We start from the raw sequence: 26408 nt of genomic DNA on the forward strand, positions 1-26408 counted from the left end.
ATTTCTTTATTAAGCGTAGTAATTCTCTTCAAAGCGCAATCTATTCCTCTAGTACTCAGGTTAATCGCATTAGAAATTAATTTCATTTTTAGTAAGCTAGAATAACAATTTTCAAATGAACTAGAATATTTCCTGAGACTTTCGGTTGCTTTTGCTGACTTTGGCTCTATATCTAAGCTACGTCCAAGTTTTGAAGCGGTATCCAGAATTGTTCTTCTACAAGAAATAATTTCAAGTAAATTTTCGTTGTATTCTTTTATAAAAGAAAATGCATTCCGGTTATTTTGCATTTTTTCATCGTGTTCATTGTTTATGCATGAAGTAATGATTGAAGTGCCAAGGGCAATTATCCCTCCAATTAATACAAGAATAATGTCTTTGATAATCTCACAACAAGAATTTTTTTCTAGCATTTCTTTCTGCACCTTTCTAATTTGTCATTACAAACTTTAAGCAGCTTCTCCTCCTTCTCTCTAGTACTTGGATTATCGCTGAAAGCGCAAGACCCTCGATCTTTGCAGTTTGAGTACAAAGGTTGAGTACAAATATCATATTCATCTTCGCAAATACTTTTGCAAGAAGAGGTATGGCAATAACAATACGATGCTTGTAAAAATAAGATAATTGTTAGAGGGATTATTTTTTAAAAACACTTTCCATAGCTTTAATCTCATGGCCTATTCCATAACATTTATTATATAAGAATATTGACAAAACGGGGGGTAGGCCTTGAAATCATGGGGTCAGACGGAATTTTATGTTTATCTGAGGATCCAAAAACTTATTAATGTTTGATTATTACGGAGAGGGTCATAAAGGAATTTGTATTGGGTTAGATTGGGAAAAATTGGGTTTGATATATAGGGGTAAAGAGCCGAGGCAAAATCAACTACCAAGAAAAATCTCCTATAAAAGAAATCCCCCTTTAGTAGAACTCTCGGGTGATAATTTTAATCAGGTACTATTTTCTAAATGGGAAAAATATAAACATGAAAAAGAATTTCGTTTAATATACACCCCAGGGATTTATAAATCTCCACAAAACGTTTTGAGCGCAATTAAAGAAATTATTTTTGGCTGTGCTATCTCTGAGACTGATAAATTAATGGTTCGAAGTTGGATTAATACAAATGCTTTGAAAGTAAATCATTATCAAACCACGCTAAAACCAAAATCCTATGCCCTAGATATAGACCTTATAAAATTTTAACTTTAAATGATTTTATCATTTGACTGTTTTTAAAATTGATTCATAAAACATTGTGGGACCATCATCTTTAATAAACCCAGTTGCACTAGGCCTAAATAATGTTTGAAGAATTAATTGCCTTTCTTCATCTTTAGGCCCACTACCTTCCCGTAATAATGCGAGATATGTTTGAATCATTGTTACACGTTCATCAGCATCTGTTCTTAAATGAAGATTTGAAATAAAAATCTTAGCCGATAAACGAGTGAGCCAAATACCGAAAGAAGAGATACCTATCATTACGCCAAGTTTCCAAAGCGGAACAGATACAAATGTTTCTTTTAAAAGCTCATATGCTGCCCAAATAAATCCAATGCCTGTTAATAACGCAAAGAAAATAGTAATTGCTGCTAACCACCACATAACGGTTTGATGGTGCGTACGCTTTGCTGTCCAATATTGGACGGAGGACTGTAATGCAAGTTTTTCATCATAGGTATGTTCGATATCATTTAAACGCTGCTCTACTTCTATAATTTTCGCTTTATAATCAATATCATGGTCTTCAATTTGTTTTTTCGACATTAAAACCAATTCGCCATATTGTGATTTTAATGTTTCAATCTCCCTAATGAATAATTCCTTTTTTCCACGTATCTCTTCGTGTTGCTTCCCAAATTTGATATTCCAGCTACGTTTTGTAGATTCTAAATTTTGTTGAGCGGCCTCGACTGTATCAGTTGTCCCCTTTAAAAATTGGAGTGCGCAAAATGCACCTTCCAATGCGAAGAGAGTATTAAAATTAAGGTTCTGTTTTGATAAAAAAGCCAAAGCATATCCTGCAACTAATGGAGTTGATTTATCTTTCAAGGAGAAGATAAATTTTGCATTTGGACTTTCCGAACGATTGACCCCCTGATTAACCGCTTGTTCCGTCTGGTGTCTCAAACTATTCTTTAGTGAATTTAGTTGAGCTTCGTTATCTTGATATTGTTGAAATTGTACTAAGAATTGATTGATGTTGTTAAAGTAACTATTGTAAATTTGCAATAGCTTATTTAAATTATTGTCTTTTTCAACGGATTGGGAAAGCCAAGACCATGCATTTCTTTCCAATTGCATAAAATCATGGAGCTCCTCAGTATCTATAAACTCCATCTCTTCATCTGCAAATTTAAGTATTATTAAGGATCTTGTTGCCATCTCTTCGATCATAACTATTCCAAGTAATAAGCATATATTCAGTAATTTGACCCAACAATAAAACAATACTTGCAAATTATTACTACCAACCAAACCACTCATTTAACTTCATAATCAACTCATCAACCCCTTCTTTCTTCAACGAAGAAAAGGTTTGTACACTGACGAATTCTTCCATTAATTGATAATGGCGGCGTACTTTTAGCACCGTATTTTTGACTTCGCTACGGCTTAATTTGTCTGCCTTGGTGAGCAAGATATGGACGGGTAACTCGCGATCTAACGACCAATCCACCATCATTTGATCTAATTCTTTCAGGGGATGACGGCAATCCATTAGCAACACCAGGCCCTTTAAACATTGGCGCACTTCAAGGTAATGCGCTAAATTTTTCTGCCAATCTTGCTTCACTTGTTGAGCAACTTTGGCAAAACCATACCCTGGTAAATCGACCAGCCGTCGTTGGTCATCCAAGCTAAAAAGATTGATTAATTGAGTACGCCCTGGTGTCTTCGAGGTACGAGCGAGTTGTTTGATGCCAGTTAAGCAATTGAGAGCACTGGATTTACCGGCATTGGAGCGTCCAGCGAAAGCGACTTCAAAGCCTTCGTCAGCAGGGAGGTGCTCAACGCGCGCTGCACTTTTTAAAAAACTGGCCTGAGTATAGGGATTTGTTAACATTATTTTTCAATTTCATTTTGGGATTTTTGCTCAGGCAGTGTACCATTAAATGAGATAAAACCTTCGGAAAAAGAATGAAAAAATCGTGTTTGCTGTTGTACTATTCTGCACATGCGCGATCCAAGCTGCTGAGGTTGCTTCTTCGGTTGAGGAAAAAGCTGCTCTCTGTATTGCTTGTCATGGAGCAAAAGGAGTTAGCACTAATCCTGAGTGGCCAAATCTTGCTGGGCAACATGCAAAATATCTGCTCAAACAAATGATCGATTTCAAAAAGGGCACTGCACGTAATGCCCCTACAATGACTGCCATACTCGCCAACTTAAATGAACAAGATATGGCTGAATTAGCTGAGTTTTATGCAAAACAACCTTTGCCAGAGGGATCTGTACCGAAAAAATATTTAAAACGCGGTGAGCAACTCTATCGTGGCGGTGATTTTGATAAACATATTACTGCTTGTATAGCTTGCCACGGCCCACGAGGAACAGGTAACGAACAGGCAGGGTTTCCTGTGCTATCAGGGCAGCATGCGCCTTATACCATACAACAGCTACAAGCCTTTAAGGATCAAAAGCGCAAAAATGATTTGAATGCCATTATGCATGATATTAGTGCGCGTATGAGCCCGGAAGATATGGCTGCGGTGGCCTATTATATGCAGGGCCTCCATTAAGGGCTGTTTAAATTTCTACTAGTTTGGCGCTTATGGTTTGTTTTTCTGCGCTTCGCTGCTCACATACTGACGTGTATGCTCCGCTGCGATGCTCGAACATCAAGCTACTCTATATGGCTCGAAAATTGAATCATAAATACTCAAACTTTCAAGGAAAAAATACAAATACGCCCGTGTTTCATGTACACTGCACGTTCTCAACCATTTTTTGAAGTGAGAAAATGATGTTAAAACGGTTTTTATTCATTGCTTTATTATTACCAACATTGGCTTTTGCCGAAGATTTCGTGGCAGGAAAAGACTATGAGATAGTCAATGGCAGTACAGCAACAACAAATAAGAATAAAGTGGCAGTGACAGAATTTTTCAGTTATGGCTGCCCCTGGTGTTATCGCATCGAGCCTTCGCTGGCTAGTTGGGTAAAGAAACAGGGAACCAAAATTCAATTCTCACGCGTACCAGTCGTGTTTCATAAAGATTGGAGTTACTACGCCAAAGCGTACTACACGGTCCATCTTCTAGGCCTGGACGCAAAACTCAACCCTGCTTTATTTAAAGTCGTATAACTTCGTATAATGTATGCTATACGAAGTTATTACGTTCCAGATTTTTTCACAGCCCAAGGTGTGGAAAATGCGACTGCAAAAAGTGCTTTTGAAAATTCGACAACCATTGATATGCAGGTGACTGCAGGAACAGCAGCGATGGCTCGTTTCCGTATCAATGGCGTACCCGCTGTGGTAATCAACAATCAATATAAAACCGATTTGCAAATGGCAAAAAGTGAAGAGCGTTTATTTAAAATTCTTGATTTTCTGCTCGCTAAAGCCGATCAAAAAACGGTTTAGTATATCCATATCAGTAGTCTAGCCACCGGATTCCGGTGGCCTCATCACAATTTATTTAGCGGGAGTTCGACATAGACTATTTTTATGTTGAACGCTCGTTAGTTAATTTTAGTAGAGCCTGAGATACCCGGGTTTTCTAAACTTAAAATACCGGTAGTAAAATCGTAAGCAAAAAGCTCTGCGTAACGGCCCCAGTCAATCATCGTGCGCAATACCCGCTCCGATTCCTTTTCACTCAAATAATCTTCCAACTTACTTAAGAAGCGCTCTTCGGAAACGCGATGACCAATTTTTTCATCCAAGATGCGGCGAATATAACGTGCCAGAGGTACTTTTTCTAATAACCGTCTAGCAAATAATTGCTTACGCTCCTGCAAGTCGGCTTCAGAAAATTGTTTACCCAATTCACTCAATCGGATATCCCCATCGGACACTTTGGCAAAACCCAAAATTTCCAGTGTTTCGAGAATAGGGAACAAATCATCAATATTCATCATTAATTCATCGGCAAGCTCAGGTAAGTCAATACGTTCTTCAAAGGATTTCATGGTTTCGATAAGACCTGATAATTCTGAGGGTTCTACATCAGGCAAACGATAACCGAGGCCAATTTGCCGCTCACGTTGAGCACGCCTTGCTTTTTCCTTAGGACCTGTGGTCATCAAGGTATAGATTTTATCAACCAACGCATGATACTCCGGTGTGTCAGGATCACGCGGTTGTGGCAAAGTAACCTGTAATTCAGCCCGAATATAACCCGGGTCAGAACCAAAAATAACAATTCGGTCAGCGAGCGTTGCCGCTTCTTCAATATTGTGAGTAACCAACAAAATACCATTCGTGTTTGTCTTTTTCTCTTGCCATAATTCCAGTAAATCCGATTTAAGGTTTTCTGCTGTCAATACATCAAGTGCAGAGAAAGGCTCATCCATCAATAACACATCGGGATTAGTCACCAGAGCGCGCGCAAAGCCAACCCGCTGCCGCATCCCGCCTGATAACTCTTTTGGAAAAGCAGATTCAAAACCATCCAAACCAATGGTATCAATTGCCTCAATAGCGCGATAACGACGCTCCTCTCGACCCACACCTTGAGCTTCCAAACCTAGCTCCACATTTTCCAATACAGTCAACCAAGGCATCAGTGCGAAAGATTGAAAAACCATTGCAATACCTGGTACTGGTCCTGTGACCGCTTTACCACGATAGGTTACTTTTCCTGCTGAGGGTGGGACTAGCCCCGCAATAATACGCAAAAGAGTTGATTTACCGGAACCTGATTTGCCCAGCATGGCGACAATTTCGCCTTCCTGTAATTTAAAATTAACATCTTCAAGGACCAATAAATCTTGCTCAGATGCTTTCTTAAAGGATTTACGACAATTTTCAAGAGCAATAATGGTTTCTGACATGGATGCCTCAATTAAAATGAAAGCGCTCTTCCGCTAATCGATAGAGCGGACGCCAAATTAGATGATTAAACGCCAAGACATACGCACACATCATTGCCGTACCTAACGCTATTTTCGGAAAATCACCAGCAATCGTGCTGGCTTGTATATATTCCCCTAAACCGGTTGCCTTTAACGTGGTACTCCCCCAGCTTACCCATTCCGCTACGATGCTTGCGTTCCAGGCCCCGCCTGCAGCAGTAATTGCGCCGGTGATATAGAAGGGGAAAATACCGGGTAAAGCCAGCCGTTTCCACCATTGCCATCCCTTCACACCAAAATTATCAGCTGCCAGATAAAGATCTCGCGGAATGGTTGATGCGCCAGCAATCACATTAAATAAAATATACCACTGAGTACCCAGAATCATCAGTGGCGTTACCCAAATTTCCACGCTTAAATTAAACCGTACAATAGCAATTACAAATAAAGGATAGAATAAATTAGCAGGAAATGCGGCAACAAATTGAATAACTGGCTGTATTTTTGCGCCAGACGCGGGCGTAAACCTATCCAGACTCCCACAGGAATCCAAATGAGAGAACTAATAATAATCAAAACAATGACGCGGGTGCCGGTAGCAGCCCCAAGAAGAAACACGTGAACAATCTCGCTGACCTGAAGTTCGGCAAGAATGAATTGCAGCAATAACCAACCACCGACAATAATGGCTAACCAAACTATTGCATACCATAGCCAATCGAGGTGTTTTTGACGGTGAAAATCGACTTCCTTCACGACCTTCGGTCCTCTTCGGCAAAACCATCGGGCATTAACAAAGTTATCTTTGACGATATTGAGCCCTTTACTCAAGCGTTTGGTTAAGCGACTGCTGCGCAGCAAATCAATAAGCCAGGATTGATATTCTTCTTCATCCGGTGCTTGTTCCATTTTAAATTTTTCTGACCAGGCTATAAGTGGTCTAAACAGGATCTGATCATAAAGAAAAATAACAATAACCATGGTTAAAATAGCATACCCTACCGCATGCAAATCACGCCGTTCGATAGCCAAGGCAATATAAGAGCCTACACCAGGTAAACGGATATCTTGATGAGCAACCGCAATTGCCTCTGATAAAACAACGAAAAACCAGCTTGCGGACATAGACATCATCATATTCCACAACAAGCTAGACATGGAAAAAGGGACTTCAACCTTCCAAAAACGCTGCCAGGCTGATAACTGAAACATAGCCGAAGCTTCTTTTAAATCATAAGGCAAGGTTTTTAACGACTGATAAAACCCAAACGTAATATTCCATACCTGCGCTGTAAAAATAGCAAAAATACAAGCGCACTCTGGCCCCAATAAGCTGCCAGGGAAGAGACGAATAAAACCAGTGATCGTAATAGATAGAAAGCTTAATACTGGCACAGACTGCAAAACATCGATTGCCGGAATAACAACTTGTTCCGCGCGCCTGTTTTTTGCAGCAAAGGTACCTACGATAAACGTGAAAAGAATAGATAAGGCCAGTGCAATAAACATACGTAACACTGTACGTAAAGCGTAAAAGGGTAATTTTGACGGCTCAAGTGAAATAGGTAGCGGCTCCCCCAATTGATACGGGCTCGCCATCTGTTTGCCTGCCCAACCAAGAAAAAATAATACAGAGAAAATAAGAATCAGGAGCAATAGATCCCAGCGGTTAATAAAGCGACTAACATTTTCGCGGTTGGCAAAGTAAAAACGACTGTTGCGCACAATGCCCCCCTCACTATATTGACTCTATTGAACCGAACTATACATTACCCAATCAAAAGGAATACCCGAATTTTGATTGACTATTTAAAGACTGGATTTTGCAAAAAATCCTATGCGACTTATTGAATAACCCTAAACCGTATAAAATACCATAAATACAGGTTTATCGGTATATAGTTCGACATTGTTAACCAATTAAAACTGAACATTTATTTTATTTCAGGGGAACTTTTTTCAACCAAATGTGTCTAATAAGTGAGCATTCCCCCGAGTGCTCTACTCTGCGTTCCCCTCTTTATGCAGAGTAGTGTCCGTACCGAATGCCGGACACCCGATTTCCCCGGCTTTCAGCCGGGGTTTTTTTGTGTTTTAAACCCGTCTACAATTAGAGAAAAATCTTTGCGAGAGAATACCGTGCGACCATTTAAGCGTTATGCCGTATTAACTATCCTTCTTTCCTGCTCGTTAACATGGGCTTCACCAGCGGCTGACAATACCCAGATGGCTGTATGGGTCAATGAAGCCATTGTCGCCACCTATACGTTCAATTATAAAAATTTTCTAGATCGACAACGAGAAATCGCCAAATATTTTACTGCCACAGGCTGGACGGCCTATAGTGCTGCACTCAATGCGTCTAAACTCCCTGATGCCGTGCAAAAAATTCTTATTTTGTCAGCGCAGTAGCAACGTTACCACCTGAAATAAAAGTGATAAATGCTGTGCAATGGCAAGCTGTCATGCCCTTACTCGTTGTTTATAGAAACCCTCAATACCAACAAAAGCAAAACTTGCGAGTTACCATCAATTTTAACCGGGCACCATCCGGACAAGGCGTACGAGGTTTTGCCATCAGTAGTCTGCAAGCTCAGGTGATAACCCCACCTTGCCAATGTCAGCAAGACATAGATAACACAGCTACAACAAGCGGTACCCAATCATCCCCAGGTGCACAATAATTAATAAGACGAGTAAGATAATAATTAAATTCAACTTACGGGGCATGGTAATATCAAGCGCGGCTTGTTCCGGATTATTGGGATTGTAAAATATGTCAATTTCTTCGTCTTTTTCAAAGGCGATCGCAGCACGGTAAGCAACTTTACGCGCGTATTTACTATTAGGGTTATTGTGTGCCGTGTCTAAAAAGAGGTATTCACCAATGAAATCCTTATCAAAAACCTGATAAGTATATTCTATTCTCGGCCACAGCTGGTGCCCTTCTCGAGTCCAGACAAACCGTGTTATACGTCCTTTGGTAATAAGCCAGAATTTGGTTTGTTGCAATAATTGTCGATCTCGCCAGAAATGTCCCAACAAAACAAGTAAAAAATTAACCAAAAAAGATCAAGCAGCCAATGCCAGGACACAAGCCAATTCGTCACGGATATTCCTATGAGCAATGATACTTTTATCCTAGAGCAAATACCCAAGTTAAGCAAAATATTCACTAGAGCGCTTGAGCGAAAAAAGTAGAGTTGATCGTTATTTTTAATCGCTATGTTCATTTTACAACACATAATGAAAGAACTATGCTTGACATGAGTGGTAATGGACTAGCTAACCGCTTATGCAGTTTAACTTCAGCGGAGGAAGTCATCATGCATAGACTATTTATTACCTTCATACTTATCATCAGCAGTAACCTGTCCTTTAACGCGCTCGCACAGCAATCAGGCGGAAGCGGTGGAGGAGACGATCTCAAAGGGGTTTGTGAATTGTCCGGTGGTAGCTGGACTGGTTCAGAAACAGGTAACTGGGCTTGCTGCTGGCCTGATTGGGGTTGCTATGGCTGTGTTGACGACAATTGCAAAATTAAATGTAACACGCAACGCTGTAAAGACGCGAATGGCATCGGTAGACCAAGCGCCCATGAAATATTGTTGCAAGGTATAGCGCCGGCAGGCATGAAAGCACCTATAGTTCCCAAAAGGCCAAAGGCGACTATAAAAACCCCATCAAGCTCAACACTGCGAAAAAACGCAGTAATTTTGTGAGTACGGCATAAAAAACACCCAAGGCTTTTTATGCCGTACAACGAAAGTCATCTTGAGAGGTCATCTTTAATGTCAGCGTCTGTTGACTGAACTGTTTTATTTAATTCTTTCGTTTGCCGTCGACGCATAATAAAGAGATAACTAACTACTACGGCGACGATAATTATACCAAGTGACCAAAACGGCCTGATAGCAAACCAGGCTATGGCCGTTGCAATCGACCAGAGAATAAAACCACAGACAAAAGCTATCAACCCCGTGCCAAATCCGACGATATTACCTAATATGGGTAGTACATCCGCTAACACAACCAGCGGCCTTAATAACAGGGAAAAACCAGCAACCATCGCAAGCAATGAAACTAAACGCAGTATCCAGGTAATAGTTCGATTTTCAACCAATGCATCATGAATCATTTGATCGGGTGATTCTTGTCCCGAAGCCAGAAGTATTACGTCTTGCCCTGCTTTAGCCATATACGGCTGCAACGTATTTCCTGTTTGCTGGGCAATAACACTCACTGTTTGAGGTAAAACTGCTGTTGCCTTGATACGTAGATCACCAATTTGCGGGTTTTGATAATCCTCTCCCCCATAGAGTTGATTATTTACATAATGTACTGGTTTATTGATTTTCTTTTGGAGGGCAGTAAGATTCACTTTGGAAAGATTAACAGGGGTTGTTCCACTAATTTCACTAATCAAGCTTGGTGGTAGGAAAAAATCTCCAACAGTGACTGTCTGCGCATATTGCTGTTGTGATTCAACAGGCATTGCCGCAGGATTTTGATGACCAGTCTGATCTTTAAACGACGAGCTATCAAGCAGTTTCTGCGACCAGACTTTTTTGTAATTATACGTTTTCGTTGTTTTTCTGAGCCACCCATCTGCGATTCAGTTTTTGTCTCTGTATATTCTTTCCATTGATACATCTCTACAGTTCTAGTCAGGCCGATGGCGTTTTCTCTAATGTTGAGGAAAGCATCCGTCAGAATATCGTTGGTGGTAGCTAAACCACTGAAATAGATAACGCGAAGATTATTTTTATTATCAATAGGTGCATTAGGTACAGAAATTAATACCCGTTGAGCTTCTACCAGCGATTGAGCCATGTGTAAACCATGGCCCTCATTCCAGAATGTCAGGACAAAAGAACCGATAATTAAGAGAATACCGGCAAAAATACCTACAAATGCATCTTTTATGCGGCTACCCCAAGAACGCGTACTGATTTCTTCTGTCATCCCCATCTCCCTGAGCAAACTCCATCGCTGCCTGAATGATATGTACCACGCTTTTCAACACGCAAAAAATATGCCTGAGGAGCCGCGAAACAACAGTGTCCCTTACTGGCTCCGCTTACTTAGAGATAGTCAAATTTAACTTACGCGGGTGTAAGAATTATGGCCAATAAAACGTGCTCCCAAGTTTGGTTGCTGATTGTTCACTGCTTGGTGAGCAACTACCCAAGTCGTATCGAGTGATTTCTTATTTGCAGCAATATTGCCAATGATACTTAGTGCTGAACCGCAATCAGGATAATCAATACTGATAGTGAACGCATTACCTGTCAGGTAACCAACCACAGGACGTTTTTGGCCAATTGCTTGCTGACATTCTTTCGAAGCAACAGCAGTAGTAAATACCGCACCTTCTTTAGCGACAGCTAATTCTAAAACAGACCCTTTTTCATTTTTAAAAATCATTGTATCTGCAGCAAAGCTAACTTGACTAACGACGGATAGACCCAGTATTGCCGCATAACCTAACTGTTTGAATAACATTCTTTACTCCCTTGTTAAAGCTGATGATAAGTGCGCAAGCAGCATAATGGATTATCAAATTATTTTCTATCTAATGACCAGGAAAATTATGGCGCTGCTAAACAATAAGATTAAAAATAGTCCATCCCAATGGTGGTTGGCATTTCTACTATCTTAATAATGATGTGTCATCCACTTGTCGTTATAACTCATCTCGGTATAATCATTCGCACCAACGCGCAGAAAAGAGGGAATTATATGATTGCAAAAACACCATTGCATGCTAATCACTTGGCACTTAGCGCTAAAATGGTTGATTTTCATGGCTGGGAAATGCCCCTGCATTATGGCTCACAACTGGAGGAGCACCATTACGTTCGTCAACATGCTGGCATGTTCGATGTGTCTCATATGACAGTTGTTGATGTACTAGGCGCAGGTGGCCGACAATTTTTGCGTAAATTGTTGACTAACGATGTCGACCAACTCGAGCATACCGGACGTGCACTTTACAGTTGTATGTGTAACGAGCATGGCGGGATCATTGATGATCTAATTGTTTATCAGCGCGCGTCTGATAATTATCGTGTAGTCTTGAACTCGGCAACCCGTTTACGTGATCTGGCCTGGATCCGCTCCAAAAGCGAAGGATTTTCCGTAGGTTTGCAAGAACGAAGTGAGCTCGCCATGCTGGCTGTTCAGGGTCCGGAAGCCATCGCCAAAATAATGACTGTTTTGACCCCTGCTCAAAGCGACGGTGTATCTACACTGACCAATTTCGAATGTGTTGATGTCGACAGCTGGTTTTTTGCCCGCACAGGCTACACTGGTGAAGACGGCTTTGAAATTATTCTGCCTCACGATGCAGCGATTAACCTCTGGCAGTCCCTGCTACAAATTGGCGTTAAACCCTGCGGTTTGGCTGCACGCGATACCTTAAGATTAGAAGCTGGCATGCTGCTGTATGGCCAAGATATGGATGAATCAATTACACCGTTGGAATCCGGTTTGGAATGGACTGTCAAATGGCTGCCAGAAGACCGTGATTTTATTGGCATGGGCGCTTTATTGTCACAAAAACAACAGGGCGTTAAGCGTAAAATGGTCGGCTTGATTATGCAAGATAAGGGTATTATGCGTACAGGCCAACGTATTGTAGTTGACGGACAGAGCGACGGAGTTATTACCAGTGGAACTTATTCACCCACCCTGGGAAAATCCATTGCACTGGCGCGCGTACCCGCAAACACCGGTGAACAAGTCCTGGTTGATATCCGCGGCAAATTAATTCCTGCGGCGGTTGGTAAGCCAAGATTTGTTAAGCGCGGAAAAGTATTGTAGAAAGGTTTACTTCATAGCTGGGTTTATAATTTAAGAATAATAACGAGGAAAGGATAATGACAGATTTAAAATTTACCCGCACCCATGAATGGTTAAAAAGTGGCGGGGACGAATATACTATCGGTATTACTGAACATGCTCAACAGCTACTTGGTGATATGGTCTTTGTAGAGCTTCCCGAAACAGGCGATGAATTTAAAGCAGGCGATGAATTGGGCGTCGTCGAATCTGTAAAAGCAGCCTCTGATTTCTATGCGCCAATAAGTGGTGTAGTAGTGGCTATTAATCAAGAGGTGAGTGCTAATCCAGCGCTGGTTAACAGCGACCCCTATGGAGCTGGTTGGTTAGTCAAATTAAAAGCCCATAATCCATCTGAATTAAATGAATTATTAAATGCCGAACAATATCAAAATGAGATAGCAGAGGATCACTAATAATGCCTTATATTCCACACACTGACGAAGATACGCAAGCCATGTTGGCGAGCATAGGAGCCAAACAAACACAAGATTTGTTTGATGAAATTCCCTCGTCTTTGCTCTATGGCGAACTAAAAAACATACCTACCGGCCTCAGTGAAATGGCGATGCTAAAAGAAGCGCAACGTTTAGCAGATAAAAACCAAAATGGTATTTGTTTTATTGGTGCAGGCAGCTATGAGCATCATATCCCGGCTGCTGTGTGGGATATTGCATCACGCGGTGAATTTCTAACTGCTTATACTCCTTATCAGGCAGAAGCCAGTCAAGGCACCTTGCAGTTACTGTATGAATACCAAACCATGATGGCTGAATTAACAGGCATGGATGTCGCTAATGCATCTATGTACGATGGTGCTACTGCGCTCGCTGAAGCTGTTTTAATGGCAGTACGCGCGAATAAACGCAGTAAAACCAATCGCGTTCTAGTCGCCAGTACTGTTCACCCCTTATACCGTGAAACGCTGGAAACAGTGGTGCGTACACAACATATTGAAATCATCACACTACCTTTTGATGAAAAAGAAGGGATCACGGCTTTATCCGCATTGGACAAATATCAAGGCGAAGATATTACGGCCTTAATCATTGCCCAGCCCAATTTTTTTGGGTGCCTGGAACAAGTAGATGCAATGAGTGATTGGGCACATGCTAATCACACCATTAGCATTGCCTGCGTCAATCCAGTGTCTCTTGCCCTCTTAAAACCACCCGGACAATGGGGTACTCGTGGTGTCGATATTGTTTGTGGTGAAGGGCAACCTTTTGGTTCGCCACTCGCCTCGGGAGGACCTTATTTTGGCTTTTTTAGTACACGCATGGAACACGTTCGTCAAATGCCAGGGCGTCTAATAGGTCGTACTCTCGATAAAGACGGTAAAACGGGCTTCAGTCTTACCCTGCAGGCTCGCGAACAACATATAAGACGGGGTAAAGCAACTTCCAATATCTGTACCAATCAAGGCTTGCTAGTCACTGCAGCAACTATTCATATGAGTCTTCTTGGTGCTAACGGCATGCAACAGGTTGCACGTCAATGCCATCATAATACTCAAATTTTGGTCGCGGCACTGAGCCAAATTGAGGGCGTAGAAAAAGTATTTTCAGCACCCTGTTTTCATGAAACGCTGCTACGTTTTAATCAACCGGTTTCCTCGGTACTCCAACAGTTACATGATGCGGGTATTGCTGGTGGTTATCCCGTGGAATCTCATTATCCGGGATTAAAAAATACTTTGCTGGTTTGTGCGACAGAGCTGCGTACAGATGAGGAAATTGCTCATTATGCCAATTCACTCAAACAAATTATGTCGAAGCGAGGCAGTTAATGTTTATTGTACAGCTAACCTATAAAGCAGCGATAAGTGAAGTCGATAAGTATTTGCAAGCACACCGCGAATTTCTTGATTACCATTACAAGCAAGGTTTACTTCTGGCTTCTGGACCAATGAAACCGCGTACAGGAGGTATTCTTATCGCTACAACCAAAGACAAAGCTCGTTTAGAATCCATGTTACAACAAGACCCTTATTACCTTGCTGAAATTGCAGATTACCAGATTATTGAATTTACTCCTGTAAAACATCGTGAGGAACTCAAAGACCTCATTCAAGAAACGGAAGGCAAATTATGTTAATCTTTGAACGCTCTAAAGCTACCCGTCAGGCAATCGCTCAGGCACCCCAAGGCGCTGAACAGCAATTTGCTATTCCAGCTAATTTTTTACGCCAAACGCCACCGCGTCTACCGGCCTGTTCTGAGTTACAGGTGGTACGCCACTATACCCGTTTGTCACAGAAAAATTTTTGCTATTGATACCAATTTTACCCCTTGGGTTCCTGTACGATGAAATACAACCCTCGCGGTGTACATAAAGCTGCGTCTATTTCAGGATTCAGTAATCGCCACCCGCTAGCCCCAGAGCAAAACAGCCAAGGCTTCCTGCAAGCACTTTATGAATTACAAAGCTATCTGACCGAAATTACTGGGATGGCCGGCGTCTCTTTAACACCAATGGCCGGCTCACAAGGAGAGTTTGCTGGTGTTGCAATGATTAAAGCCTATCATCAGTCCCGTGGCGATACGATACGTGATGAGATCCTTATCCCTGATGCAGCGCACGGTACTAATCCCGCTTCGGCAGTCATGTGTGGTTTTAAAGTGGTTGAAATTCCTACAGCAAAAGATGGTGATATCGATCTGGAGCAGTTGCGCTGTAAAGTAGGTCCCAAAACGGCTGGCATTATGTTAACCAATCCTTCCACGCTAGGTTTGTTTATGCGCCAGATTAAAGAAATTGCTGAAATTGTGCATCAAGCCGGTGGGTTACTCTATTATGACGGTGCCAACCTGAATGCTATTTTGGGTAAAGTAAGACCTGGTGATATGGGTTTTGATGTCATGCATTTAAACTTGCATAAAACATTCGCCAACTCCCCACGGCGGCGGCGGACCGGGAGCAGGCCCTGTAGCAGTCGGCAAACGCCTACTTCCTTATTTACCACTTCCTGTTGTAATAAAAGAAAAAGAGGTCTACCGTTGGGCAACGAGAACTGACTACCCGCAAAGTATTGGTCGCTTATCCTGTTTTATGGGTAATGCTGCTATTTTATTACGAGCCTATTTTTATACTCGTGTTCTTGGTAAAGAAGGCTTATTGCGAGTATCTGAATTTGCTACTCTCAATGCCAACTACCTACTTACACAACTCACCAAGGCCGGTTTTAAGCCTGCTTATCAGAGCAGACGTGCTTCTCATGAATTTATTCTGACTCTTAGTCAGGAGAAAAAAGAGTTCGGTGTCACAGCAATGGATTTGGCTAAACGGTTATTAGACTATGGTTTCCATGCACCAACAACCTATTTCCCTTTGTTAGTACCGGAATGTTTGTTGATTGAACCAACTGAAACAGAATGCAAAGAAGAACTGGATGGCTTTATCAGTGCCATGCAAGCTATTCGTCATGAAGCACAAACAAATCCAGACTTATTAAGAGATGCACCTTATAGTCTACCTGTTAAACGCTTGGACGATGTGAAGGCAGCACGGGAACTGGATTTGAATTATTATGGCCATCATGAGTCATAGCGAGAATTAAGTTTATCCAATTCACATAAAGGCTGATTCTAAACTCTGTTGTGAAAATCAGCCTTTAGATTTTCGCCCTGTAACGGTATTTAAAAAATTATTCACTACAAATCTCAATAAGAGCTATTTAATTGATTATACTTAAAATACGGTCCTAGTAATAAGTTATTAACTTGACTCAACAACTGACCCCAACATTATTTGCACGCCAAGAAATCTATGATACAACAGGTTCCGTTTGCGCCTATGAACTTCTTTATCGTGATGGAGAGAGCTTACAGGCTAATATCGATCCACTGGATAATCTGGCAGGAGACAATGCGACCTCCTTTGTTCTGTCTCATCTTTTTACTAATCTGGGTTTGGATTCAGTAATCGGTAACCTTTCTGCCTATATCAATTTTACTCGCAACCATCTTTTACAAAAAATTCCACTTTTATTGCCGCAAAATAGAGTTGTCATTGAATTATTGGAGCATACAATTATTGACGAGCCGCTCCTGGAAAGTATCAAATTACTGATTAAAGAGGGATTCAAATTTGCTCTTGATGACTTCGTTTTTCGTGAAGATCTAATCCCTTTAATTAACTTGGTTCAGATAATAAAAATCGATGTACTTAATTTAAGTGAGAATGAGATCAAAAAACAATTAGCCTTGCTTAAAGATTTCAAAGGTCGATTCGTAGCTGAAAAGATTGAAAATAGAAAACAATTATTACTATGTAAAACTTGGCTTTCATTATTTCCAAGGCTTTTTCTCAATTTTCCAAGTCCGATCCAAGGGCAGGAATTATCAGAAAGCAAAGCTTATTTACTAAAATTATTGACTGAACTGCATCACCCTGATGTGAAAATAGAACGCGTAGAAGAAATCATTCTGCAGATCCCTAAACTGAGTTATCGCATTCTCCGTCTTGCTAATTCTCCAGCAATGTACATAGGAAAAAAGATTGAATCCTTACTCGAGGCTATTCAGCAACTCGGTCTCGTGCAAATACGCAATTGGATCAGTTTGATTTTAGTATCAAGTTTGGATGAGGTTACTTATGATTTGTTGGAGCGCACTCTAATTCGCGCTAAAATGTGTCAAATATTAGCTCGCTCTTCAGGATTAGTGAATTCGCAGCAAGCTTATACTGTAGGAATGTTCTCCGCACTCGACACTATTTTAAATGAACCCATGGCTTCCTTACTAAGTAAAATTCAACTCAGTGAAGAACTCAATGACGCGTTACTACACAAAAGAGGAATTCTCGGTCAACTACTCTCGCTGACTCAACATTATGAACAAGCTCGCTTTGATCTACTCGATTACACCACCTTTACAACACAGGACTATAGTCAAGCTTATTTAAAAGGAATTGACTATGCCAATACCGTAATGGACGTTTTACGTTAAAAAATAATCGCCATGTCTTTTCTACTCTCTTTCAAACCCTTTTGAAATGAATAAAAAAACAACTGATGATTAAAAATGACCCAAGCCTGCTAAAGGTAACTAATTGTTTTTAAAATAAATAGAAAATACTTTGCGTCAGAAAAAAATAAGTTATAACAGACTTACCTGTATCAGGGACTGACGGGTATGAAAAAGGGGCGCGGCTTATCGACTAGACGGCTGCTAAAACAATTTTTTCATGGAGTGAAAAGTGAACAGTAAAGTGTTTTCACAACGATTTAACCGTGAGTTATCATTGCTAGGTTTTCCCGAGGAATTGGCAGAAAAACCAAAGCGGTAGCAAAGGTGTTTGGCGTCACCCGCCATTTGGCCAATGCAATGATTTTTGGTCATCTATTACCACCTGCGGAGCAACTGGATAAAATTGCTGAAGTTCTAGAGGTTTGCCCAAAATGGCTGAGTGGTGTTACCGACAGAAAAAAGCTTATCCTGGGCGCGAAACAGAAACAGGTGGGCGCGAAACAGAAAGCGTGTAGTCTCATCGCGCTTCAGTTATAATTACCACTTGTTCGGCTAACTTGTGATATCAGAATAGAATCCGATATCACAAGTTATAATCTACATCCAAAGGCTATTTAACATCATGGAATGCTTAACTTACTGCATTGCCAATTCAATTGATTTGACCCGCTTAGATCATTACATTAAAACCAACTTGGTTGGTTATAGTTCTAATAAAACTCGCGACATATTAAAGCTTAGTCATAACAATAATAACAAACATATAGTCTTCGTTTTTAAAAATGGTTCCGTGGTTTCCTGGGGAATCAAACGCCACCAGATCGATACTTATCTCAATATCGTCAAAATGTTTGGTGAAAAACCCGTTCCTTTTTTAGTGCGAGATGAATTCAGTTATAAAATCGGTGATAAAACAGCCATTGAACCCCATGATTTTTTGATGTGGATTGTTTAATAATAGATGCTGATAGTGATGAGCTAAAATTAAGTTTGTCTTATGGGTTTTCCCAATCAGCAAAACTGCAGTATTTTGAAACCATTATTGAAGCACTGATTGAGAAATACAATCCAATGATTCAAAGCCTTTCAAATAAGGGGAAAATGCCGATAAGCCGTAGTCAAATAATCCAGGTTATCGGAGAAATTCTAGGCGCAAAGAGCGAAACCAATTTAATTTCTAACTTCCTTTACCATCCTAAATATTTCTGGCAACATCCGACGCTCGAAGAATATTACATCATGCTGGAGCGTTATTTACATATTCAACGCCGCGTTAATGCAATTAATCATCGTTTAGATACCTTGAATGAAATTTTTGATATGTTTAACGATTATCTTGAAAATCGCCATTCTCATACGTTAGAAATTATCATTATTATTTTAATTACAATTGAAATTGTCCTTGCCGTTCTTAATATCCACGTCTGATTCACTCACATTAAAAAACTGAAAACAGTAATTTCGCTATCTCAAGATAGTAGAAATACCAACAAACCCTAGCAACTCTCCCTTATCTTTTGTAGGATCTTCTTTTGCCTCAAGCAAAGCGACCATGACTACCTTAAAATCCCATCTGCTAGAAGGTACCTCGCTGAAAAAAGAATTTTTAGCCGGAGCAACTACCTTTTTAACAATGGTTTACATTGCCTTTGTGAACCCAAGCATCTTACAACATACCGGTATGGATCAAGGTGCAGTTTTTACTGCGACCTGCCTAGTAACCGCTTTTGCTTGTGGTCTGACTGGTCTCCTGGCTAATACTCCCATAGGAGTAGCGCCTGGAATGGCTCTTAATATTTACTTTTCCTACAGTGTTGTTCAGGGACTAGGCGTAGATTGGCAACACGCTTTAGCTATGGTGTTTATCTCGGGAGTCATGTTCCTTTTTATTAGTCTGACCCGTTTACGACGTCTCCTGATTGAAGCCATTCCTCACAATTTGCAAATTGCTATTTTAATCGGGATTAGTTTACTGATTGCCTTAATTGCCTTGAAATCTAACCAGATTATTATTAGCAATCAATACACTTTAATGCATCTAGGTGATATTAGCCGCCCGCAAAGTGGACTTTTCTTTGCTGGTTTTTTATTAATTTTGGTATTGGATTATTACCGTGTTCCTGCAGCAATTATTTTAGGCATCCTTTGCATTAGCATTCTAAGTTTGCTGCTAGGATTGACCTCTTGGCAGGGTTTGGTTGCGTTACCCCCTTCCATAGCACCAACTTTCTTGAAACTCGATTTTTCAGGGTTAATGAATGTAACAGCACTCAAATCAATTTTTGCCTTTTTTCTCATTGCTGTATTTGATGCAACGGGGACTTTAATTGGTTTACTGAATCCATCAATCTTTAAACAGCAACCAGATTATCAACATCGTCTCAGCAAAAGTTTAACTGCTGATGCAACGGCCTCCATGGCAGCAGGATTGCTAGGTTCTGCCAGCACGTCGCCTTTTATTGAATCAGCAGCAGGCATTGAAGCAGGCGGCCGCACAGGATTGACCGCCTTGGTGATTGCTGCAGGATTTATTTTAATGTTGTTTTTCTTTCCATTGGCAACAATGATTCCCAGCTATGCTGTAGGCCCCGCATTGCTTTATGTAGCCTGTTGTATGATGAAGCATTTGGGCGAATTAAAACTTACTGATTTCAGTGAAACAGCCCCCTGCATGATTACCATGATGATGATACCGTTTACAGCATCAATTGCCGATGGCATAGGAGGTGGAATCATTCTGTATACTCTACTTAAATTATTTACGCGCCAGCCGGTGAATCACTTATTAATTATTTTAAGTGTGGTGTTTGTGATCTTTTTTATGATTAGTTAAAAAACCTTGTGTCTGATCCAGTCAACGATAAGATCTGATGTTTTTTGTAACATACCCCAACTAACACCAGCAATTACTAAAAGTACTCCTATCAATTACAATGGAGTAACCAATGTCCATAAACTGCTTCCCAGAAAAATAACCCTGTTATTAGGACAATTTAAAAATCTGACAAAATGTGCGATAACTTATTTTATTATCCAGAAATCATGTTGATCTGTAATAATCATGTAAGTGACACACAACTAAAATCTATTGATGACCTGGCTACTTTATGCCGTGCAGCCGATGGCGGAGTGCCTCCACTCTATCGTCATTTACTCATTGAAAAAAGAGCCACAGACAATAATGTCTTCTATTATCAAGATAGTAATCTAGTGGGTTTTTTGAGTGTTTACTTTTTCTATCAAGATGCCTGTGAAGTAAGTATTATCGTTGATCCCACTCACCGCCGGCAGGGTATTGCTACACAAATGCTACAAAGCATCATGCCTTTATTACTTGCAAAGCAAATTAACACAGTCATTTTTTCCACACCAGCAGAACTTAATGATAAATGGTTATCCAAACTTGGTTTTCATTATCAAAGCAGTGAATACCATATGCAAAGACAGAGTTATGAACCTATTTTAATTACCCGCCATAACCTTACTATACGACCAGCAACCGTAGCAGATATTCCCATTTTATCGGTGATTGATGAGGCTTGCTTCGAAGCGGCCAAACAAACTGACATGGCTGCACGTTTTAACAGTCTGTTAGAGGATGCTAATTACATCATCTTCCTCGCCTCACATCAGGAAAAGCCTGTTGGTAAGGCACATTTTCGTTGGCAATCAGATGACGTTATTTTGTCTGATATAGCGATCTTGCCTGCTTATCAAGGCCAAGGTTGGGGTAGTGAATTGTTAACCTGGTGCATTAATAATGCCCTCTCTCACGGAAAAACTAACTTGGTACTCGATGTTGAAACCTCTAATCACAATGCTCTCAACCTTTATACACGTCATGGTTTTAAAACCAAAGATGCGAATGATTATTGGACTATTTCAATTGATAAGTTGCGTACGCTTTCCTAGTCATGCTAGTTTAAATAAGTTTTTTAACATGGATAAATTTCCACGACGGGCTACTGCTTCATGAAGAAATTATTGACTGTATTTTTAGCTCTTTTTGCTCAATTTGCTGTATTCAGTAGCGCCTCTGCAAAAAGCGAAACCATCGCTCCTGATACCATTATCAAAGAACATCTACGGCAGTATGGGCCACAAGAAATGTTTTCCGCTATCCAGGTTTCCATTAAAGTGCAGGATAAAATCAGTACTTATACAGCGGGCAACCGCTCGCTTGAACCAGGCAGTAAAGCTATCAGCGCAGACGATCTCTTTGATATTGGCAGTATTACTAAATCTTTTACAGCGGCTATTGCAGTGATGGCTGAAAGTGAAGGGAAATTTAAACTCGAAAATGGGCTCAATCATTATCTTCCTGATTATCCCCATTGGGGCCAATTAAGTTTGAGCGGCTTGCTTAATATGAGTACCGGCATTCCCAACTATTCCGACGCACCTCGTATGAATTATTTAATGAGTAAAAATCTGCGGCAATATTGGAATCAGTCAGACCTAATTAATTTAGTTTACTCGAAACAATTGAATCCCCCACTCAAACCCGGCTATTTTTATAGCAATACCGGCTATGTTTTAATGGATATAATTCTTAGCAAAGCCTATAAGACCAGTTTTAAAAACTTATTGAGCAGTAAAATTCTCACTCCGCTAAAATTGCAAAATACTTTTTATCCTCTTCCTGATTATCCAGTAGAGGTACTGCAACGCCTGGTAAGAGGGTATTCTTATAATGTTTATGATAATCCTGAATTGCTGGGAAAAGATGTTACTGAGAATAATCTAAGTTGGGCTGGCGCTGCAGGAGCTCTGGTTGCTAATAGTGAAGATGTTATTCATTGGATAGAGCATTTGTTTATTGATGACCAATTGCTCACCTCGGCACAAAAAGGAAAATGCAAACCCTCATCGCTATCCCGACAGGTTCCCCACTGGCTAAAACGAATGCAGAAACCCCACAGGGTTTTGGTTTAGGCATTGTACAAGTTTATGATAGTAAAATAGGTCATTACTGGCGCTATGAGGGACAAACCTTAGGTTATCGCGCTTTGTATATCTATGTGCCCTGTAATCAGGTTATTATTAGCGCTTTATTTAATAGTGCTACTAACGGTGAAAACGATCACGCCCATTTGCTGGTCGAAGCGCTTTATCAACAAGTTCTTAAGCAAGATCATAAGTTGGTTTGTAAATAAAGCATTCAATCACGAAAAAGCTGAGGATTCGCCTTGACAGATTTTCTGTCGTCCCTTTAGTATTGCGTTTTATTGCGACAGGACGGCGCTAAGTGGATATGGGCTAAGAGGATATGGAATGAAAAAACGGGTTGTTATCACTGGGATGGAGATCATTTCCTCCATCGGGAACGGGCTTGAATCCTTCTGGGAAGCTGCAACGAATAGTCGATGTGGTATCAAGCGTATTCAATGCTACGATCCAACCCCTTATCCTACTCAAATTGGCGGTGAAATTACCGATCTGTCATTAGCTCATCTCCCAGAATTTGATAAAAGCAAGCGCTACCCACGTGTTGCACAATATGCACTTTATTGTGCTCATCATGCCATTGAGCGCTCTGGTTTAACCCCAACTGAACTGCAACAAGCAGCTACCTATATAGGTACCAGCTTGGGTGGAACACCGGAATTAGAAGCAGCCTATCAAGCTTTTTATAGTGAAGGATGGAAAAAATTCCTGCCTTAAGTGTCATTCGTGGCATGCCGAACTCTGTCGCTAATCATGTTGCCATCGCCTTTGGCCTTGGTGGACCTAATTCCACCATCTCCAATGCTTGTGTCTCCTCTGCGGAAGCAATAGGCAACGCTTATCATCAAATCGCTAATGGGCGCCTCACGCTTGCCCTTTGTGGCGGGACCGAATCTTTGCTATGGGAAACCATTATGGCTGCCTGGTGCAAACTTCGCGTCATGTCAACCCAAAATGAAAATCCTGCTTTGGCTAGTCGCCCTTTTGATAAAAATCGTGATGGTATGGTCATGGCTGATGGAGCAGGCATTTTAATTGTGGAAGAATTAGAGCACGCCAAAGCCCGTGGTGCCAAAATTTATGCGGAAATCATTGGATTCGGTGCAAGTTGCGATGCCTATCATGTCACTGCACCGACTGTGCAAGGGCAAATTCGCGCTATTCAAACAGCCTTGGATGATGCAAAACTGGCTGTAGGTGACGTGCAATACATTAATGCTCACGGTACCGGTACTCAACTCAATGATGTTACTGAAACAGAAACCATCAAAACTGTATTTGGCAATCGCGCCTACGAAATACCCGTCACAGCACAAAAGGCCATGACTGGTCATGCTATTGGAGCTGCAGGGGCAATGGAAATCATCGCTACCGTGTTAAGTTTACAACATGATACTCTCTTACCAACAATTAACCTGCACGAGCCTGATCCTGTTTGCGATTTGGATTATGTGGCTAATCATGCACGTGAGAAACGCATTGATATTGCCCTATCCAATCACTTTGCTTTTGGTGGCGCTAACGCAGCTTTGTTATTACGTCGATATTAACAAACCAATTTGAACAAAAATAATCTTTTTCTATTGAGGAACTACAATATTAATCTGAAACATGATTCGCAACTGAAGCCGCATCGGAGTATAATCGGACTATTTGGCATAAGTATAAGGCCCATTAATGAATGCTTCGTTGTATGAGATAGCTAATTTAGTCCAAGGTGTTGTAGTTGGTGATGAAAAAATTATTATTACCTCTCTCGCCCCAATCAATAATATTACTGCTGGCTCACTGGTTTTTGCAGATAGTGATGATAATTTCCAACTCGCTGAAAAATCAGATGCCGCAGCCATTTTAGTAAATGGCCAATATAGGAGTGAAAGTAAAGCTCTTATTCGCGTATCACATCCTTTTAAAGCCTTTATTCACTTATTAAATCATTTCCATCCCCCGAGAAAAGCAACCCCTGGTGTACATCCTACAGCGGTTATCGCGCAAGATGTCCTCTTGGGCAAAAATGTCTCTATTGGTCCCTATGTATCCATTGAATCAGGATCTGTAATTGGAGATAACACGGTTATTAAAGGCCATGTCAATATTGGCTATGACGTAATCATCGGTACCGATACTACCATACACCCACAGGTAACCATTTATCACCAATGCCAAATTGGCTCCCGTGTGTCTATCCATGCCTCAGCAGTGATTGGTTCTGATGGCTTTGGCTATACGTTTACTGACGGCCAACATTTAAAAGTACCTCATATAGGCCGAGTAATTATTGAAGATGATGTTGAAATTGGTGCCAATACAGTGATAGATCGAGCTACACTGGACGCAACGGTCATTGGAGCAGGGACAAAAATTGATAATTTGGTGCAAGTCGCACACTCAGTAAAACTGGGCCAACATAATATTCTTTGCGCCTTTACCGGCATAGCAGGAAGTACAACCAGTGGTAATCACGTCATTTTTGCAGCTAACGTGGGAGTTAGTGATCATGTCCGGATTGATGATGGTGTGATTCTAGGCGCTCGTGCTGGTGTACCGCCCAAAAAACATTTAAAGCAAGGTAATATCTATTTAGGGAATCCCGCTCGGCCTAAAGATAAAGCCATTGAACAGGAACTATCTGTAACCCGTATTCCTATAATGCGCAAAAATTTGAAAGGGTTAGGTGAGAAAGTTGCAGAATTGAACGCACGCCTGGATCAGTACGAGGCACAAGAATAATATGGTCTCCCCCTTAATTTTGGTAGATGGCTCGTCTTATTTCTTTCGCGCCTTTCATGCATTACCGCCACTTACCAATTCTAAAGGACAACCTACTGGTGCCATCTATGGTGTTGCCAATATGGTTAAACGATTGATCAAAGACTATCAGCCCCAGCAAATCGCTGTTGTCTTTGATGCTAAAGGTAAAACGTTTAGGGATGAATGGTATCCAGACTATAAAGCTCACCGTCCACCCATGCCTAAGGAATTAAGCGATCAATTTAAGCCCATGATTGATCTGCTACAAGCGATGGGTTTGCCTTTGCTGATTATCGAGGGCGTTGAAGCAGATGATGTGATTGGCACTCTCGCCCACAGGGCCGTCGAACAAAATCTCAATGTCTTGATCTCGACTGGCGATAAGGATATGGCCCAGTTAGTTAACGAGCAGGTCACTCTTATCAATACAATGAGCAATCAACTGCTGAATATCGACGGCGTCAAAGAGAAATTTGGCGTAAGCCCGCAGCAGATTATTGATTATCTGACTTTAGTTGGTGACAGTGTAGATAACATACCAGGGGTCACTAAATGCGGTCCTAAAACTGCAGCCAAATGGCTACAGGAATATGAAACATTGGACAATTTAATTGTTGCAGCAGATAAAATTAGTGGCAAAATCGGAGAGTATTTGCGCTCGAGTCTTGCTCATTTACCTCTATCTAAAAAACTGGTCACCATCAAAACAGATGTGGAATTGCCATTAACTCTCTCTGATCTGAGCCCTAAGGAAGCCGACAGAGAGCAATTAATTGCACTTGTCAAAGAGTTGGAATTTAAAACCTGGTTAAAAGAACTTTTAGGGCAAGAGGAACAATTACAATAATCCAGTCCAGCACCCACACTGA

General features: G+C 40.9%; 27 protein-coding genes and 4 pseudogenes. 23 read left to right on the forward strand and 8 right to left on the reverse strand.

The genetic code is table 11. From position 1 onward, the window contains the following. A partial coding sequence (locus tag BN58_RS21500) for a hypothetical protein (RefSeq protein WP_156812328.1) occupies positions 1–413 on the reverse strand: 413 nt, incomplete at its 3' end. A gap of 374 nt (positions 414–787) precedes the next feature. On the opposite strand from BN58_RS21500, the gene BN58_RS02735 reads away from it, so the two are divergent. After that, positions 788–1210 (forward strand): DUF2971 domain-containing protein, encoded by a 423-nt coding sequence (locus BN58_RS02735; RefSeq protein ID WP_019215543.1) that lies wholly within the window; start codon positions 788–790, stop codon positions 1208–1210. Positions 1211–1225: 15 nt separating this feature from the next. On the opposite strand, the gene BN58_RS02740 is transcribed toward BN58_RS02735, so the two are convergent. Together BN58_RS02740 and yihA are read right to left on the reverse strand one after the other, a co-directional pair. After that, positions 1226–2404, reverse strand: coding sequence for a DUF6161 domain-containing protein (locus tag BN58_RS02740; protein ID WP_232220281.1), 1179 nt, complete (start codon positions 2402–2404; stop codon positions 1226–1228). Positions 2405–2474: 70 nt separating this feature from the next. Continuing rightward, positions 2475–3074 (reverse strand): ribosome biogenesis GTP-binding protein YihA/YsxC, encoded by a 600-nt coding sequence (yihA, locus tag BN58_RS02745; RefSeq protein WP_019215545.1) that lies wholly within the window; start codon positions 3072–3074, stop codon positions 2475–2477. Between the two features lie 118 nt (positions 3075–3192). Between yihA and BN58_RS02750 the strand changes: the two genes are divergently transcribed. The 3 genes from BN58_RS02750 to BN58_RS32515 all read left to right on the forward strand — a co-directional run bounded on the left by BN58_RS02750 (position 3193) and on the right by BN58_RS32515 (position 4595). Then, on the forward strand, positions 3193–3747 hold the full coding sequence (locus tag BN58_RS02750; protein WP_232220285.1) for a c-type cytochrome: 555 nt from the start codon (positions 3193–3195) through the stop codon (positions 3745–3747). A gap of 221 nt (positions 3748–3968) precedes the next feature. Next, entirely contained in the window at positions 3969–4313 is a 345-nt protein-coding gene (locus BN58_RS32510) for a thioredoxin domain-containing protein (RefSeq protein ID WP_019215547.1), read from the forward strand. A 9-nt stretch (positions 4314–4322) separates the two neighbouring features. Further along, on the forward strand, positions 4323–4595 hold the full coding sequence (locus BN58_RS32515; RefSeq protein ID WP_019215548.1) for a thioredoxin domain-containing protein: 273 nt from the start codon (positions 4323–4325) through the stop codon (positions 4593–4595). A 98-nt stretch (positions 4596–4693) separates the two neighbouring features. On the opposite strand, the gene BN58_RS02760 is transcribed toward BN58_RS32515, so the two are convergent. After that, positions 4694–6007, reverse strand: coding sequence for an ABC transporter ATP-binding protein (locus BN58_RS02760; RefSeq protein ID WP_019215549.1), 1314 nt, complete (start codon positions 6005–6007; stop codon positions 4694–4696). 7 nt (positions 6008–6014) lie between these two features. Beyond that, positions 6015–7753: pseudogene (locus tag BN58_RS21510) on the reverse strand (ABC transporter permease). A gap of 255 nt (positions 7754–8008) precedes the next feature. On the opposite strand from BN58_RS21510, the gene BN58_RS32520 reads away from it, so the two are divergent. Both BN58_RS32520 and BN58_RS32525 read left to right on the forward strand, forming a co-directional pair. Beyond that, complete coding sequence (locus BN58_RS32520; RefSeq protein ID WP_232220282.1) at positions 8009–8440, forward strand: DotI/IcmL/TraM family protein; 432 nt, start codon at positions 8009–8011, stop codon at positions 8438–8440. 23 nt (positions 8441–8463) lie between these two features. Continuing rightward, positions 8464–8712: a hypothetical protein gene (locus BN58_RS32525; RefSeq protein ID WP_232220283.1), complete on the forward strand. Its 249-nt coding sequence runs from the start codon at positions 8464–8466 to the stop codon at positions 8710–8712. Here the strand turns inward: BN58_RS32525 and BN58_RS21520 are convergent. Next, entirely contained in the window at positions 8672–9094 is a 423-nt protein-coding gene (locus tag BN58_RS21520) for a DUF3592 domain-containing protein (RefSeq protein WP_019215551.1), read from the reverse strand. The genes BN58_RS32525 and BN58_RS21520 overlap by 41 nt on opposite strands. A 191-nt stretch (positions 9095–9285) precedes the next feature. On the opposite strand from BN58_RS21520, the gene BN58_RS02780 reads away from it, so the two are divergent. Further along, positions 9286–9750: a hypothetical protein gene (locus BN58_RS02780; RefSeq protein WP_156812329.1), complete on the forward strand. Its 465-nt coding sequence runs from the start codon at positions 9286–9288 to the stop codon at positions 9748–9750. Between the two features lie 47 nt (positions 9751–9797). On the opposite strand, the gene BN58_RS29500 is transcribed toward BN58_RS02780, so the two are convergent. Together BN58_RS29500 and BN58_RS02795 are read right to left on the reverse strand one after the other, a co-directional pair. Then, a complete protein-coding gene (locus BN58_RS29500; protein WP_332247914.1) occupies positions 9798–10643 on the reverse strand; it encodes a TMEM43 family protein in 846 nt (281 codons plus the stop codon). 485 nt (positions 10644–11128) lie between these two features. Next, positions 11129–11533, reverse strand: a complete 405-nt coding sequence (locus BN58_RS02795; RefSeq protein ID WP_019215553.1) for an avidin/streptavidin family protein — start codon at positions 11531–11533, stop codon at positions 11129–11131. Positions 11534–11770: 237 nt separating this feature from the next. Here BN58_RS02795 and gcvT point away from each other — a divergent pair, with 237 nt between their 5' ends. From gcvT to BN58_RS02870, 16 genes and pseudogenes are all read left to right on the forward strand, one after another. Further along, positions 11771–12853, forward strand: coding sequence for a glycine cleavage system aminomethyltransferase GcvT (gcvT, locus tag BN58_RS02800; protein WP_019215554.1), 1083 nt, complete (start codon positions 11771–11773; stop codon positions 12851–12853). 56 nt (positions 12854–12909) lie between these two features. Further along, positions 12910–13287, forward strand: coding sequence for a glycine cleavage system protein GcvH (gene gcvH, locus BN58_RS02805; protein WP_019215555.1), 378 nt, complete (start codon positions 12910–12912; stop codon positions 13285–13287). 2 nt (positions 13288–13289) lie between these two features. Continuing rightward, complete coding sequence (gcvPA, locus tag BN58_RS02810) at positions 13290–14660, forward strand: aminomethyl-transferring glycine dehydrogenase subunit GcvPA (protein ID WP_019215556.1); 1371 nt, start codon at positions 13290–13292, stop codon at positions 14658–14660. Further along, positions 14660–14968 carry a YciI family protein gene (locus BN58_RS02815; protein ID WP_019215557.1) on the forward strand — a complete coding sequence of 103 codons (309 nt, stop codon included), beginning with the start codon at positions 14660–14662 and terminating at the stop codon, positions 14966–14968. The genes gcvPA and BN58_RS02815 overlap by 1 nt, the downstream gene beginning before the upstream one ends. Further along, positions 14962–16420 (forward strand): annotated as a pseudogene (gene gcvPB, locus BN58_RS21530) (aminomethyl-transferring glycine dehydrogenase subunit GcvPB). The gene BN58_RS02815 and the pseudogene gcvPB overlap by 7 nt, the downstream one beginning before the upstream one ends. A gap of 173 nt (positions 16421–16593) precedes the next feature. Then, complete coding sequence (locus BN58_RS02825; protein ID WP_019215558.1) at positions 16594–17820, forward strand: EAL and HDOD domain-containing protein; 1227 nt, start codon at positions 16594–16596, stop codon at positions 17818–17820. 345 nt (positions 17821–18165) lie between these two features. Beyond that, positions 18166–18378 carry a hypothetical protein gene (locus BN58_RS21535; RefSeq protein WP_232220284.1) on the forward strand — a complete coding sequence of 71 codons (213 nt, stop codon included), beginning with the start codon at positions 18166–18168 and terminating at the stop codon, positions 18376–18378. Positions 18379–18502: 124 nt separating this feature from the next. Then, a complete protein-coding gene (locus BN58_RS35710; protein WP_269570083.1) occupies positions 18503–18796 on the forward strand; it encodes an RMD1 family protein in 294 nt (97 codons plus the stop codon). Then, positions 18784–19269, forward strand: a complete 486-nt coding sequence (locus BN58_RS35715) for an RMD1 family protein (RefSeq protein WP_269570084.1) — start codon at positions 18784–18786, stop codon at positions 19267–19269. Before BN58_RS35710 ends, BN58_RS35715 begins: the two co-directional genes overlap by 13 nt. 124 nt (positions 19270–19393) lie before the next feature. Beyond that, the gene (locus tag BN58_RS02845) at positions 19394–20674 is read left to right on the forward strand and encodes an NCS2 family permease (RefSeq protein ID WP_019215562.1); all 1281 of its coding nucleotides are present in this window, start codon (positions 19394–19396) and stop codon (positions 20672–20674) included. A 209-nt stretch (positions 20675–20883) separates the two neighbouring features. Then, the gene (locus BN58_RS02850; protein WP_026069204.1) at positions 20884–21753 is read left to right on the forward strand and encodes a GNAT family N-acetyltransferase; all 870 of its coding nucleotides are present in this window, start codon (positions 20884–20886) and stop codon (positions 21751–21753) included. 60 nt (positions 21754–21813) lie between these two features. Then, positions 21814–22776 (forward strand): serine hydrolase domain-containing protein, encoded by a 963-nt coding sequence (locus tag BN58_RS21545; protein WP_051131824.1) that lies wholly within the window; start codon positions 21814–21816, stop codon positions 22774–22776. After that, the gene (locus tag BN58_RS30460; RefSeq protein WP_156812330.1) at positions 22698–22997 is read left to right on the forward strand and encodes a serine hydrolase; all 300 of its coding nucleotides are present in this window, start codon (positions 22698–22700) and stop codon (positions 22995–22997) included. Before BN58_RS21545 ends, BN58_RS30460 begins: the two co-directional genes overlap by 79 nt. Before the next feature lie 118 nt (positions 22998–23115). Beyond that, positions 23116–24338: pseudogene (locus BN58_RS35725) on the forward strand (beta-ketoacyl-[acyl-carrier-protein] synthase family protein). Positions 24339–24465: 127 nt separating this feature from the next. Next, positions 24466–25518, forward strand: a complete 1053-nt coding sequence (gene lpxD / locus BN58_RS02865) for a UDP-3-O-(3-hydroxymyristoyl)glucosamine N-acyltransferase (RefSeq protein ID WP_019215565.1) — start codon at positions 24466–24468, stop codon at positions 25516–25518. A 1-nt stretch (position 25519) separates the two neighbouring features. Further along, positions 25520–26374: pseudogene (locus BN58_RS02870) on the forward strand (5'-3' exonuclease); the annotation flags it as partial. Positions 26375–26408 lie beyond the last annotated feature (34 nt).

It is taken from the genome of Legionella tunisiensis, assembly GCF_000308315.1.
Taxonomy (GTDB): Bacteria; Pseudomonadota; Gammaproteobacteria; order Legionellales; family Legionellaceae; genus Tatlockia; species Tatlockia tunisiensis.

Bases quoted from the DNA above. Each gene is read 5' to 3' on its own strand.
- BN58_RS02735 (WP_019215543.1), top strand. From the start codon at position 788: ATGTTTGATTATTACGGAGAGGGTCATAAAGGAATTTGTATTGGGTTA.
- BN58_RS02740 (WP_232220281.1), bottom strand. From the start codon at position 2,404: ATGATCGAAGAGATGGCAACAAGATCCTTAATAATACTTAAATTTGCA.
- yihA (WP_019215545.1), bottom strand. From the start codon at position 3,074: ATGTTAACAAATCCCTATACTCAGGCCAGTTTTTTAAAAAGTGCAGCG.
- BN58_RS32510 (WP_019215547.1), top strand. From the start codon at position 3,969: ATGATGTTAAAACGGTTTTTATTCATTGCTTTATTATTACCAACATTG.
- BN58_RS32515 (WP_019215548.1), top strand. From the start codon at position 4,323: ATGTATGCTATACGAAGTTATTACGTTCCAGATTTTTTCACAGCCCAA.
- BN58_RS02760 (WP_019215549.1), bottom strand. From the start codon at position 6,007: ATGTCAGAAACCATTATTGCTCTTGAAAATTGTCGTAAATCCTTTAAG.
- BN58_RS02780 (WP_156812329.1), top strand. From the start codon at position 9,286: ATGCTTGACATGAGTGGTAATGGACTAGCTAACCGCTTATGCAGTTTA.
- BN58_RS02795 (WP_019215553.1), bottom strand. From the start codon at position 11,533: ATGTTATTCAAACAGTTAGGTTATGCGGCAATACTGGGTCTATCCGTC.
- gcvT (WP_019215554.1), top strand. From the start codon at position 11,771: ATGATTGCAAAAACACCATTGCATGCTAATCACTTGGCACTTAGCGCT.
- gcvH (WP_019215555.1), top strand. From the start codon at position 12,910: ATGACAGATTTAAAATTTACCCGCACCCATGAATGGTTAAAAAGTGGC.
- gcvPA (WP_019215556.1), top strand. From the start codon at position 13,290: ATGCCTTATATTCCACACACTGACGAAGATACGCAAGCCATGTTGGCG.
- BN58_RS02815 (WP_019215557.1), top strand. From the start codon at position 14,660: ATGTTTATTGTACAGCTAACCTATAAAGCAGCGATAAGTGAAGTCGAT.
- BN58_RS02845 (WP_019215562.1), top strand. From the start codon at position 19,394: ATGACTACCTTAAAATCCCATCTGCTAGAAGGTACCTCGCTGAAAAAA.
- BN58_RS02850 (WP_026069204.1), top strand. From the start codon at position 20,884: ATGTTGATCTGTAATAATCATGTAAGTGACACACAACTAAAATCTATT.
- BN58_RS21545 (WP_051131824.1), top strand. From the start codon at position 21,814: ATGAAGAAATTATTGACTGTATTTTTAGCTCTTTTTGCTCAATTTGCT.
- BN58_RS30460 (WP_156812330.1), top strand. From the start codon at position 22,698: ATGCAAACCCTCATCGCTATCCCGACAGGTTCCCCACTGGCTAAAACG.
- lpxD (WP_019215565.1), top strand. From the start codon at position 24,466: ATGAATGCTTCGTTGTATGAGATAGCTAATTTAGTCCAAGGTGTTGTA.